Annotated in this window: 9 protein-coding genes; 3 read left to right on the plus strand and 6 right to left on the minus strand. The window is 72.0% G+C overall.

What is annotated here, in order from left to right:
- Positions 1–6: 6 nt before the first annotated feature.
- From KJK29_RS34230 to KJK29_RS34255, 6 genes are read right to left on the minus strand one after another with little or no spacing between them, the layout of a single operon-like run.
- A complete protein-coding gene (locus KJK29_RS34230; RefSeq protein WP_215123050.1) occupies positions 7–825 on the minus strand; it encodes an ABC transporter ATP-binding protein in 819 nt (272 codons plus the stop codon).
- Positions 822–1787, minus strand: a complete 966-nt coding sequence (locus tag KJK29_RS34235; RefSeq protein ID WP_215123051.1) for an ABC transporter ATP-binding protein — start codon at positions 1785–1787, stop codon at positions 822–824. The genes KJK29_RS34230 and KJK29_RS34235 overlap by 4 nt, the downstream gene beginning before the upstream one ends.
- Positions 1787–2629: an ABC transporter permease gene (locus KJK29_RS34240; RefSeq protein WP_215123052.1), complete on the minus strand. Its 843-nt coding sequence runs from the start codon at positions 2627–2629 to the stop codon at positions 1787–1789. The genes KJK29_RS34235 and KJK29_RS34240 overlap by 1 nt, the downstream gene beginning before the upstream one ends.
- Positions 2626–3579, minus strand: coding sequence for an ABC transporter permease (locus tag KJK29_RS34245; RefSeq protein WP_215123053.1), 954 nt, complete (start codon positions 3577–3579; stop codon positions 2626–2628). Before KJK29_RS34245 ends, KJK29_RS34240 begins: the two co-directional genes overlap by 4 nt.
- A 6-nt stretch (positions 3580–3585) precedes the next feature.
- Positions 3586–5232, minus strand: a complete 1647-nt coding sequence (locus KJK29_RS34250; protein ID WP_215123054.1) for an ABC transporter substrate-binding protein — start codon at positions 5230–5232, stop codon at positions 3586–3588.
- A 13-nt stretch (positions 5233–5245) separates the two neighbouring features.
- The gene (locus tag KJK29_RS34255) at positions 5246–6439 is read right to left on the minus strand and encodes a C45 family autoproteolytic acyltransferase/hydolase (protein WP_215123055.1); all 1194 of its coding nucleotides are present in this window, start codon (positions 6437–6439) and stop codon (positions 5246–5248) included.
- Positions 6440–6556: 117 nt separating this feature from the next.
- Between KJK29_RS34255 and KJK29_RS34260 the strand changes: the two genes are divergently transcribed.
- The 3 genes from KJK29_RS34260 to KJK29_RS34270 all read left to right on the plus strand — a co-directional run bounded on the left by KJK29_RS34260 (position 6557) and on the right by KJK29_RS34270 (position 12865).
- Positions 6557–7471 (plus strand): MurR/RpiR family transcriptional regulator, encoded by a 915-nt coding sequence (locus KJK29_RS34260; RefSeq protein WP_215123056.1) that lies wholly within the window; start codon positions 6557–6559, stop codon positions 7469–7471.
- A 127-nt stretch (positions 7472–7598) separates the two neighbouring features.
- A complete protein-coding gene (locus KJK29_RS34265) occupies positions 7599–9080 on the plus strand; it encodes an MFS transporter (protein ID WP_215124552.1) in 1482 nt (493 codons plus the stop codon).
- 359 nt (positions 9081–9439) lie between these two features.
- Complete coding sequence (locus KJK29_RS34270) at positions 9440–12865, plus strand: NACHT domain-containing protein (protein WP_251058003.1); 3426 nt, start codon at positions 9440–9442, stop codon at positions 12863–12865.
- Positions 12866–12870: the final 5 nt, after the last annotated feature.

Consider the following 12870-nt stretch of genomic DNA (forward strand, 5'->3'; position numbering starts at 1 on the left):
CGCGCCTCAGGAGCTCAGCGCTGCGGCACGGGCCTCCACCGCCGTGGCCGGGTCCCATCCCTCCCCGGGGACGGCCGCGAGCAGCAGCTTGGTGTACGGGTGGGCCGGATCGGTGAGCACCTGCCGGGTCGGGCCCTGTTCGACGATCCGGCCCTGGCGCATCACCAGCACGTCGTCGGTGATGTGCTGCACCACCGCCAGGTCGTGCCCGACGAAGACGAGCGCGACCCCGGTGTCCCGGCGGATCTCGTCGAGGAGGCGCAGGATCTGGGCCTGGATCGACACGTCCAGGGCGGCCACGGCCTCGTCCAGGACCAGCACCCGCGGGCCCGGGGCGAGTGCCCGGGCGATCGCGAGGCGCTGGCGCTGGCCGCCCGAGAGCTGCCGGGGCCGGGCCGCGGCCTCCCGTGCGCCGAGGCCGACCCGGTCGAGGAGGTCCGCGGCCAGGTCCTCGTCCCGGCCGTGCAGGCGCAGCGCGGTGCGCAGGCACCGGTCGGCCGTGAGGCGCGGGTCGAGCGAGACGTACGGGTCCTGGAAGACCATCTGGATCTCCCGGGCGCGGGCCAGCCGGGCCGCCTTGCGCCGGGGCGTGCGCGCCTCCCGCGGGCGTCCGTCGACACTGACGGTGCCGGCGTCGGGCCGCACCAGACCGACCAGCATCCGCGCCACCGTCGTCTTGCCGGACCCGGACTCCCCGACGATCCCGAGCGAACCGCCCCGGGGCACACCGAACGACACGTCCTCGGCGGCGGTGAGCCGGCCGCGGCCGGGCAGGGAGTAGGACTTGCGCAGGCCGTCGGCGACCAGCAGAGGGCCTTCGGTCATGGCGTGCTCCTTTCGGCCGAGGCCGCCGCGGTGGTCACGGCGGTGGGTATCCGGCGGCAGGCCGCCGTTCCGCCGTCCGGGAGTTCCGCCGCCGTCGGCCGCCAGGTGTCGCACTCCGGCTCGGCGTCGGGGCAGCGGGCGGCGAACGGGCAGCCGGTGAAGACGTCGGACAGGGACGGCGGGCGTCCCGGGATGGGCAGCAGGGTGTGGGAGGTGTCGCCCAGGGTGGGCGAGCAGGAGAGCAGACCGCGGGTGTAGGGATGCGCGGGGTCGGCGAACAGCGCCTCGGCGGTGCGCTCCTCGACGACCCGGCCTGCGTACATGACGTACACGCGGTCGCAGTACGCGGCGGCCAGATGCAGGTCATGCGTGATGAACAGCATCCCGGCCCCCTGCTCCGCGCGCAGGGTGCGCAGCAGGGCGAGGATCTCCGCCTGGGTGGTGACGTCGAGCGCGCTGGTGGCCTCGTCGGCGAGCAGCAGCCGGGGCTCCACGGCCAGGGCGCCCGCGATGACGACGCGCTGGAGCATGCCGCCGGACAGCTCGTGCGGGCGCTGCCGCAGCCGTCGCTCCGGATCGGACAGGCCGACGGCGGCGAGGAGTTCCACGGCCCGGGCACGGTCCGCGCCCCGCTCGCGGAGGAAGTCCCCGATGCGGCGCACCGGGTTGAGGGCGGCGCGTGGATCCTGGTGGACCATGGCGACCGTACGGGCCCGGTGCCGGCGCAGGTCCTCGCCGGTGAGGGCGAGGACGTCAGCGTCGCCGGCCCGGACGGAGCCGGAGGCCGTGGCGCCGCCGGGCAGCAGGCCGAGGGCGGCCTTCGCCGTGGTCGACTTGCCCGAGCCGGATTCGCCGACCAGGCCGACGACCTCGCCCGGGGCCACGCGCAGGGACACCTCGTCGAGGAGCGGCCGGGCCGCGCCCGGAAGCTGCACCGTGAGGTGGTCGAGGGTGAGCAGCATCAGTTCCGCCCTCCGAGCCGGTCGGCCGCCCAGACGCCGACGACATTGAAGGAGACGACGACCGCGGCGATCGCGGTGCCGGGTACCAGCGCGGGCAGCAGCGCGCCCTGGACGACGGCGGCCTGCCCCTCCTGCACCATCAGACCCCAGTCGGAACTGGGCGGCTGGGCGCCGAAGCCGAGGTAGGACAGGGTGGCGAGCGACATCAGCGCCTCACCGAACAGCACCACCAGATAACCGGCGACCGACCGGCCCAGGTTCGGCACCAGATACCCCGCGCAGATCCGGGCACCGCCCATGCCCTGGACGCGATAGGCGTCGACGTACGGCTTGCGGCACTCGGAAAGGGCCAGGGAGCGCGTGTACTTGGCGACCGTCGGCGTGTAGGCGAGACCGAGGGCCAGCACGGACGTGGTCATGCCGGTGCCGAAGACCGCGATGATCAGGACGGTGAACAGCAGCCCGGGGAAGGCATACATCACATCCGTCAGCCGGGAGACGAACGCGTCGACCCAGCCGCCCCGCCAGGCGGCCAGCACCCCGAGGGTGACGCCGAGCAGCGCGGCCACCGCGAGGAGCAGCAGCGGGGCGATGAGGCTGCTGCGGGCGCCGTACAGCACCCGGGAGAGGAGATCTTGGCCGGAGGAGTCGGTCCCCAGGAGGTGGTCGGGGCTCGTGCCGGCGAGCGAGGCGGACAGGTCGATGGCGTCGGGGGCGTAGGGCGCCAGCAGCGGGGCGAGTACGGCGGCCAGGACCACCAGGCCCAGGAAACCGCCGGCCACCAGCACACCCAGGGGGCGTCGGGGGCGTACCCGGACGGGGGCGAGCGTGAGCGCGGTCATGCGGTACGGGCCTCCTCACGGACGCGCGGGTCGAGCAGCGGATGGACCAGGTCGACGACGGTGGTGACGACGACATAGCCGGTGACCATGAGCAGCAGCACGGCCTGCGCCACCGGGAAGTCGTGGGTGTTGATCGCGCCGACCAGCAGCGAGCCGATGCCGCTGATGCCGAAGGCGGTCTCGACGACGACCGTCCCGGCGAGCATCCCGGCCATGACCAGGCCGCACATGGTGACGATCGGGCCGAGCGCGTTGCGCAGCACATGGCGGCGGACGATGTCCCGCTCCGGGATCCCGGAGGCCCGGGCCGCCTCGACGTGGTCGGAGGCGGCGGCGTCCGCCATGGCCTGCCGGGTGACCCGGCTGATGAGCGCGAGCGCGCCGAGCGCCAGCGACAGCGCGGGCAGCGTCAGATGGTGCAGGGTCCCGGCGAGGCCGCTGCCGGCCCCCGTCACCGGGAACCAGCCCAGCTGCACGCCGAACAGCGACACGAGGGCGATCGCCGCGACGAACGACGGCACGGACGCGGCGAGCGTCGTCCCGCCGACCACGGCCGAGTCGACCCAGGTGGACTGCCGGATCGCGGCGAGGATGCCGGAGCCCACACCGAGGACGACGAACAGCACGGTGGCGTAGGCGACCAGTTCGACGGTGGTGGGCAGCCGGGCCGCGATCAGGTCGGCCACCTGGTCGCCGTACTTGAAGGAGCGGCCGAGGTCGAGGTGGACGCAGTCGGCGAGCCAGCGCCCGTACTGCACGACCAGCGGCTCGTCCAGGTGGTACTGGGCGCGGACGGCCGCGAGCCGCTCGGGGGTGAGCTCGTCGCGACCGCCGGCCAGGAAGACGGCGGGGTCGCCGGGGGCCGCGTAGACGGCCGCGAAGATGACGAAGGAGGCGGCGAGAAGCGTGGCCAGGAAACCGGCCAGGCGCCGTACGATCCGGGCGGCCATGGCGGCTCAGCCCTTCCTCGCGCCGAGACCGGCCGCCCACGGGTAGTACAGATAGGCCTGGGAGGCGGGCGCCCCGGTGAGCCGGCTGTTCAGCACCAGCACCGAGGGCACCTGGGCGACGGGGATCCAGACCGCCGCGTCCGTGAACCGCTTCTGCACGTCGATCGCGAGGGCGGCACGCTGCGCGTCGTCCAGCGTGGACAGCGCCTGGTGCACCTTCTTGTCGTAGGCGGCGTCCTTGAAGCCGATCCAGTTGTTGGAGGAGTCGGACAGACCGTTGTCGTAGAAGCCCATCGGGTCGGACTTGGAGATGTACCAGTCGCCCACCAGGACGTCGATGCCGGTGCGGGCCTGCGGGTCGCTGTAGAACTCCTCGAACTGGGTCGTCGGCACCGTCTTGATCTCGCCCTTGAGCCCGATGCGCTGGAGGGCGGCGCGCAGGGCGTTGGCGACGACGGTGCGGCCCTGGCTGGCGTCGGTGCCGATGACGATCGGGGCCGACGGCGCGCCGGCCTCCTTCACGAGCTTCTTGGCCTCGGCGATGTCGTCCGCGTCGGGCGATGCGGGCGCGCCCGCCGCCAACTGCTTCTGCGCGGCGGCGAACTCCGGCTTCGCGTAGCCCCAGGCGCCGGAACCGACCGGGCTCGCCCACGGCTGCACCAGACCGCCGTAGCCGGACTTGGCGATGCCCGCGCGGTCCAGGGTGAGGGAGACGGCGCGTCGGACGCGCGGGTCCTTCAGACCGCCGCGTTCGGTGGGGATGAGGTCGAGGGTGGCGGTGGAGGGGCCGTAGTACTGGCTGAGTCCCTTGGCGTCGCGCAGCGCGGAGGCGGTGTTGGGCGACTCGGCGAAGGTGCCGTCGGCGGCTCCGGTCTTCAGGGCGTTGACCAGGGCGCTGTCGGAGGCCCAGCGGAAGACGACCTCCTTGGTCAGCGGCCGCTCGCCCCAGTAGCCGTCGTAGGCGCGGATGGTGATCGAGTCACCGGACTTCCAGCCCGTCAGCTCGTACGGGCCCGAGCAGGCGTCGCCCTGGCCCGGGGTGCCGAACTCCTTGCCCGCCTTCTCCACCTGCTCCTTGTTCCAGACGATGCCGGCGTCGCCCGCGAGGGCCTTGGTGAACAGTGCGTCGGGCTGCTTGAAGCGGACGGTGATCTCGTCGGCGCCCGTCTTCGTCATGGTGGAGACGTTGGTGAACTCGTCGCTCTGCTCCATGTCCGGGTCGGCGTGCCGCTTCAGGCTCCACAGGACGTCGTCGGCGGTGAGCTTCGAGCCGTCGTGGAAGGTGACACCGGAGCGGATCTTCAGCACGAGGGTCTTGCCGTCGGGCGTCGTCGCCTTCTCGGCGAGGAACGGCTTCACAGTCATGTCGGGCTGGAGCTGGTAGAGCCGCTCACAGACGTTGGTGAGGACGACTCGGCCGGCGCTGGAGCCCTGGCTGTCGAGGTCGAGGGAGTCGGGCTCGTCCTCCAGCAGCCAGTTCACCTTCGCGACCGGGCCCTGGGCGGCGGGCGTGGTCGGGGTGAGCTTCAGCCGCGCGGCGTCGACCGGGCTGCCGCCGGTCGTGGCGGTGTCGGCTCCGCTGCATCCGACGGCGGTGAGGAGACCGGTGACGACCAGGCCGCAGGTCACGGTCCCGCGTGAGTTTCTGTTCATCGGCGTTTCTCTTTCAGCTGGTGCGGCGGACCGGGGAGCCGTCGGGGCCGTCGTAGAGGTTCCAGGGAAGGTGCTGGTAGTCGCGGTCGCAAGGGGTGCCCGCTGTGACGTGGTAGTCGCCGGTGGTCAGGTCCACGCAGGAGGAGACGAGTGTGGCCCAGTGCTCCACGGCGGGCCTGCGGGTGTCGGGGTGCGTGCACAGCGACTCAGGCAGGCCGAGGTGGTCGGAGAGGGCCTGCTTGATCAGCTTGCGGGACTCGTCGGGGCCGGTGGATCCGCGCAGCGCCCTCAGGCCCTCCTCGGCGCGGGGGACGCGGACCAGCGAGTCGGGGGAGAGGGGACGGTAGTCGGCGGCGATGGCCGCGGGGACGCCCGCCTGGTAGTGGTTGCCGTGCACCAGCAGGCCGTCGGTCGGATACATCCAGCCGTAGCCCGCGGGCGTCGTCTCCAGGTCGACGGCGAAGCCCTCGCGGCAGGTCAGCAGTGCGTTGGAGGCGATATGGGCCCGGGTGCGGCACAGCACGTCGAGGGCGTCGGTGATCGCGTGCTGGTCGAGGACGCTGCGGCGGACGACGGTCTGCGGCAGGCCGACCGCGTCGTCGAAGCGTCCGCCGAGCCCGTTGGCGTTGAGGGCGATCCCGGCGGAGTTCGCGCCCTGGCGGCCGATCTGTCCCGCCTCGACCTGCATGATCAGGGTCGGCGCGGGCGGCTGCACGATCCGCAGCATGACGACCGTGCCGGCGGCCGCGGCCCGCCAGTCCCAGTTCTGGCCCGCCCAGACGTGCCCGTCGCCGCTGGCGGGTCCGTAGGCGGCGAAGGAGGTGCAGCCCTCGGCGGGCTCCTCCTCGACGACGGCTGCGTCCGTGCCCGAGTCCGTCTCCATGGCCGCGAACGACCGGTCGTAGAGCACCTCGCCGCGTGCGTTGAGGGCGAGCACGTCCAGCAGTGAGACCCCGGCGCCCTCGGCGGTGCCGCGCATCTCCTCCAGCAGGTGCGGGGCGTAGGAGGCGACCGGCTCCTGCCAGCGGGCGGCGCGGGCGGTGACCTGCTCCCAGGTCAGTCCGGCGGAGTGGCCGAAGGCCTCCTCGTAGTAGGCGAGCGCGGTGTGCAGCCGGTCGCGGACGGCCTCGCCGTACTGGCGTCCGCGCTCGAGAGGAGTGCCGGAGATCTCGACGAGAGGGAGGGACGGGGATGCAGGGGGTGCCATTGTTCTCCTCGCAGTGGAGGGCTGTCCGCCGCACCGACGTGCTGTAACGTCGATTACGAAAACCGCTCCTCTTGGAATGCGTTGTCCAGGAGAGTAACGGCCGACACGAGGAAGTCAATGCCTGTAACGGAGATTTCAGAGCCCGGGGATCTGGGAGAGGGCGTGGCCCGCCTCCGCGCGGCCGTCCGCGACCACTGGGAGTCCCTGTCCGCCTCCGAGCGCGCGGTCGCCCAGTACCTGGCGAGCGCTCCCGTCGAGCAGATGCTGTTCGCCAGCGCCCAGGAACTGGGCACGGCCAGCGGCACCAGCAACGCCACCGTCGTCCGCGCACTGCAGCGCCTCGGCTACGGGGGACTCCCCGCCCTCAAGCGCGAGCTGGCCACCGGCTTCACCGCGGCGGTGGCGCCCGAGGTGCGGCTGAAGCAGCGCATCGCCCACGTCGGGCGGGACCTCGACGGCATCTGGGGCGATGTGCTCGACGAGGCCCAGGAACGGATCGAGCAGACCCGGCGGCTGACCGGCCAGGAGTCGCTCCGCGCGGCGGTCGCGGCGCTGGCGGACGCGGGGGAGGTGCACTGCTTCGGCATCGCCGCCTCCGAGGCGGCCGCCCGGCACCTGGCCCTCGCGCTCGGCCGTATCGGCCGCCGCTCCCGGTTCCTCGACGCGACCGGCTTCGCCCTCGCCGACCATCTGCTCGGCCTGCGCCAGGGCGACGCCGTGGTGATCTTCCAGCCCGGACGCGCCCTCACCGAGCTGACCGTCCTCGTCGAACGCGCCCGCGCGGTCGGGGCACGCGTCGTGCTCGTCACCGACGAGTTGGGCGAGGAGTTCGGCGACCGCGTCGACGCCGTCCTCACCGCCCCGCACACCCCGACCGGCATCACCTCCGAGGCACTCACCGCGCTCGTCGTCGCCGATGTCCTGCTGCTGGCCCTGACCACCCTGGACGAGGAGAGAGCGGTGGACACCTCGCACCAACTGACCGTCCTGCGCGAGCAACTGCTGTCACCGAAGGGCAACCGCAGAGGCTGACGGTGATCGAGTGGTGAGGTCCAGGAGGCGGGCGTACCGTCGAACGGTGGACACCGCAGGCAGCAGCCCGCAGCCGGCTTCACCACAGGCGGCCACCACCAAGGACACCGGTGGTGGCGGAAACGCGATGGCGCTGCTCGTCATCGCCTCCTGCCAGCTGATGGTGGTCCTCGACATCACCATCGTGAACATCGCGCTGCCGCACATCCAGAGCTCGCTGGAGTTCTCCACCACCAGCCTGTCCTGGGTGGTCAACGCCTACACCCTCACCTTCGGCGGTCTGCTGCTGCTCGGCGGCCGGGCCGGCGACATCCTGGGACGGCGGCGCGTCTTCATCTTCGGCGTGCTGCTCTTCGTACTGGCCTCTCTGCTCGGCGGGTTCGCCCAGAACGCCGGCCAACTCCTCGGGGCACGCGCCCTCCAGGGCGTCGGCGGCGCCATCGCCTCCCCGACGTCCCTCGCCCTGATCAGCACCACCTTCCGCGAAGGGCCCGAACGCAACCGCGCCTTCGGCGTCTTCGCCGCGGTCTCCGCCGGCGGCGGCGCGATCGGCCTGCTCGCCGGCGGCATGCTCGTGGAGTGGCTCAACTGGCGGTGGGTGCTCTTCGTCAACGTGCCCATCGGCCTGCTCATCGTGCTCGCCACGCCCCGCTACATCCGGGAGTCCGAACGCCACCCCGGACGCTTCGACATCGCCGGAGCGCTCACCTCCACCGCAGGCATGGTGCTGCTCGTCTACGGCTTCATCAGAGCCGCGCAGGACGGCTGGCGGGACCCGCTCACCGTGGCCTCGTTCATCGGCGCGGTCGTCGTCCTGGCGGCCTTCATCCTGATCGAGCGGCGCTCCAGACAGCCCATCACGCCCCTGCACATGTTCGCCGACCGCAACCGCGCGGGCACCTACGGCATCATGCTGTGCCTCGCCGCCGCGATCTTCGGCATGTTCTTCTTCCTGACCCTCTTCGTGCAGAACGTGCTGGGCTTCAGCCCGCTCGCGGCCGGACTCGCCTTCCTGCCGGTCAGCGCGGTCATCGCCGTCGGCGCCGGACTGGCCTCGCGGTTCCTGCCCGTCTACGGCCCCAAGCCCTTCATGGTGGTGGGCGCGATCCTGGCGGCGGTGGGCCTCGCCTGGCTCACCCTGACCGATGTGCACTCCACGTACGCGGGCAGTGTCCTCGGTCCGATGCTCGTCTTCAGCCTCGGCATGGGCATGGAGTTCGTGTCGCTGACCCTCATGGCCCTGTCCAACGTGGCCACCCCGGAGACCGGCGCCGCCTCCGGCCTCCTCAACGCCACCCAGCAGGTCGGCGGCTCGCTCGGCCTGTCCATCCTGGTCACGATGTACGGCACGGCCAGCACCAACGAGGCCGAGAAGCAGATCCCGGCCTTCCTCCGGCAGGCGACCCCGGCCGAGCGCCTGCGCTTCGAACAGACCGGGCAACTGCCCAAACCCTGGTCCGACGAGATCCTCACCGCCGGCGTCTCGGCCGCCTTCATCATGGCGGCGATCTTCACCGCCGTCGCCGCGCTGATCGCCCTGATCGTCATCCAGGTCCGCCCCTCCGACCTGGAACGCCTCAAGGGAGGGGCGGGCCCGGGCCCGATGTGAGACCCACCTCCAGCGCGAGCAGGCTGCTGTACGGGTCGACGGCGTTCCTGGTCCTGACCTTCACCGTGGTGCCGGTGAGGCCGGTCCGCAGGTAGGCGCCGGTCCGGTTCGGACACCGAGCCGTCACCGGACGCGGCCTGGACGGGCGAGCTGCCCGCCCAGGACAGGCGCCAGGGATGCGGTGGAATGGTTCAGCATCAAGTGGTCTGTGGCGTAGGTAAGTTGCGGAAACGGTGATTGGCTGCGACCGAGCCGGTGTCGACCTCGTACGGCCGGGTGGCGGGTGCCTCCGGCGCTTCCCTCGGGTGAATCTGGGGCCGCCCGCGCCCGAAACGCCGCCCGCGCGGAACCCTCACAGGGTGAGCGAAGGAGGAGAGCTGCCGCGCCGACTGGGACGAGTGCTGCGCGACGGGCTGGGCGTCCGCCGCGCCCTGCACCGGCGCCGGCTGATGAGGCAGGGCTACGACCGGACCAGGACCTGGCGGGTCCGCAAGAGCGGCGGGTACGTGACGCTGCTGGTGCTGACGTTCCTGGGCGCCCTGCTCCTACTGTTCCTGGCCGTCACCGCCCTCGTCACCCTGCCGCAGGAGAGGAGCTTCGAATCGCCCGTCAGGTGGGTGGACAGGCAATGCAAACCCGACGGCTTCAGCTGTACCGTCCTGCAGTCCCTGTTCATGCCGTTCCTCACCCTTGCCCTGGCCACCGTCACCTACCTGTTCTTCCGATTCAGCTCCGTGCGCCGCGCCTACCTGAGGAAGGCGCGCCGGGAGCCTCACGAACTGGTGGAGACCGCGGGCGGCATCTTCGGCCGGGTCGTCGGCCGCGACCAGCTCTGCGCGGTCCTCATGGAAGACCTGCGGGACCGCCGATTCCGCCGTACACACGTCATCGTCGGGGGCATCGGGACCGGCAAGACGGCTCTGGTCGTGCTGCTGACGCAGCGGCTCGCCGAGCACGGGGCGGTGCCCGTGCCGCTGCGACTGCGCGCCGCCGACAAGAACCTCGACTTCCGCGAGCTGGCCTTCGAACGCTTCTGTCGGGAAGTGCAGGGCCACATCCGCTCCGGCGCCGAGGCGGAGAAAGTGTGGCGGCGGCTGTGCCAGCAGGGACGGATCGTGGTGCTCGCGGACGGCCTGGACGAGGCGCTGACCGCCGCGGACCTGGAGGAGGAACGCGACACCATCATCCGCCTGGCCATCCGCCGCGCCAACGAGGAGGGCATGCCGCTGATCATCACCTCCCGGCCGCACGACTCACTGCGCGGTATGGAGGCCTCCCTGACCGAGCTGGAGCCACTGAGCGAGGAGGCCGCCCTCACCTACATCTCCTCCGGGGGCGCCGGGGAGGACCGGCAGCGGCTGGACTGGATCGTCGAAAGGGCCGGTATCGCGGAGGCACCCACCTACTTGGAGATCGCGGCCGAACTGCACGAACAGGGACTGCTGGAGCGCGCCCTCGGCGGCCCCGCGGAGGAGGAGGCCGTGGAGACGCGGGGCGGCGACCGGGCGTCCCTGAGGTTCCACCTGTTCGAGACCTGGCTCAGCGCCCTCATCAGCGGCCGCTTCCAGCCGCACCTGCCGCTCTCCCCGGAGGAACGACGCTCGACCGTCCACTACCTGTGCGCACTGGCATGTGTCGGACTGGCCCTCGACACCTCCGAGGTACGGTTCGCCGACGTCGTCGACGAGCAGGACCCGGCCCGCTCCCGCTATCCCGAGATCGTCCGGGAGCTGGCGAGCAGGGTGGGCGACAGCGGCATCGACCTGCGGCTCGCCGCCCACTGGGGCGCCCGCATGGAGCTCGTCGAACTCGGCGGGGACCGCGTCCGCTTCCAGCACAGCGTGATCCAGTCCCAGCTGGGGGCCCGTTTCCTCAACGCGGTGATCCACCCGGACGTCCCGGCGGAGCCGACAGAGGGCTGGTTCTTCCCGGCTGCCCTGCGCAGGCCGGGCCGCGAACTGCTGATCGCCATGGTGCTGCACTCCCGGTTGCCCGACGGCGCCTGCGTCCACGAGGAGCCGGGAACGGCCGACCCGGACGAGACTGCGTGGTGCCCGGTGAGCGCCGCCCGGGACCTGCTGTTGGAGGCCGCCTGTCAGGCGCAGATGGTCAGGAACTCCGACCAGGACAGTGGCGACAAGCAGGCGGCCCGCCTCCTCTTCGGCCGCACCCTGCACAGCAAGGCTCTGGAGCTGTACGCGGCCGCCCTGGAGATCGACAGCGTCGACGCCGAGCCGAAGCAGCACGACATCGCCGGGCGGCTGTGCGCGTCCTGGCCGGATCTGCGAGCCCGCGACCCGCACACCCTGCGCACCACGAAGACCCTGCTCGTGGACCGGCTCGGGGAGGCCATGCGGGGGGTCGCGCAGCGCCAGACCCTTCGGCCCGCCTACCTGGAACTGTTCGACATCGCCCGTCTCGAACCCTCCTACTCGGTCCGGCTGGCCATCGCCCAGGAGATCGGCGCCGGCGGGGATCTCGCCTTTGCCGCGCTTCAGCGAGGGCTGCGCGCTCCGCAGGCGGTCAAGGGGCCGCCGGTCGAGCGGGAGCCCGGCTGGCGGCAGAAGCAGGGCGACGAGGAGCAGCGGGAGCTGGCCACGGAGCAGAGGGCCCGACAGCACCGGCGGAGCGAGGGACAGGTGGCGCGTCTGAAGCGGGAGCTGAAGGAGCGTGAGACGGAGCGGCGCCAGGAGCGCAGACGGGAACGCGAGGGCCGCGAGATCGAGGAACGGCGGTGGCGGGACAACACCCTGTGCGCGTGGCTGATCCCGCTGCTCGTGGGTTCCGTCACCACCCACCGGCACCAGAACACCCCCTACGCGTTCCTGGAAGGCTGGGTACGGCGCGTGGGCATCCCTGCGGACAGCACCGGCACGTCCTCCGGACTCGACCTCAACGTGGAGGTGGCGCTGGCCCAGGGCTTCAAGTTCGCGGCGAACCGCCGGCACCGCCATCCGCACGCCCGGCCCGAAGCCCGTGAGTACCTGAGCGAGCAGGCGTGGTACATGCTCAAGCGCACCCGGTTCTGGTTCACCCGCCTGACGCTGCTGCACGCGCTGACTCTGTGGGATCTGCCCGACGGGGCCACGGCCGGCTTTCCCTCCCGTGGTCACGGGGCCAACCCCGCCCAGCAGGTCCGCCAGTGGCTGGCCCGGCCGGACGGCGAGCCGGAGCACCCGTTCGTGACGGCGGCCGGGAAACTGTGCGTCTGGGCCCTGGAGACCCGGCAGCCGACCCGGTTCCTGTGGATCGACGAGTCCGGCGTCGCCGCCCACGTGGGCTCCCAGACGACCTCGGGCGAGGCACGCAAGCACAATCTGTGGATCCCGCCGTCCACGGGCTGGAGCGCCCTGCACCCGAGCGCACAACAGCTCCTCGCCGACGTTCTGCTGCTCCTGAACCTTGCAGAACGGGGCGACTGGCCCACCGACCGCATCCGGCGCCTTCAGCACACCGCTCGGCCCGATCTGCCACCCTGCCTCACCCTGGACCGCACCCCGCTCGACCCGGGCCGTACCGCCGTCCGCAAGGCATCCTCCCAGGCGGGCTCCAACTGCCGCGACGACTGCGCCTTCGCACTGTGCCCCTACCCGCCCAAGGACCTCGACGGCCAGCGGGCGGAACTGGGCGAGGCATTCTGCCGCGCCCAGTCCACCCTCCTGACCCGCTCGCGCTTCCCCCTCCATCCCAGGGCCTCGTGGCAACGCCGCACGAATCTGACGGAGCTACGGCGGTTCTGGGAGTCGATGGGGCATCGAGCACAGCACGATCCGCGGACGCGCTGAGACCC

Source organism: Streptomyces koelreuteriae (assembly GCF_018604545.1).
GTDB lineage: Bacteria > Actinomycetota > Actinomycetes > Streptomycetales > Streptomycetaceae > Streptomyces > Streptomyces koelreuteriae.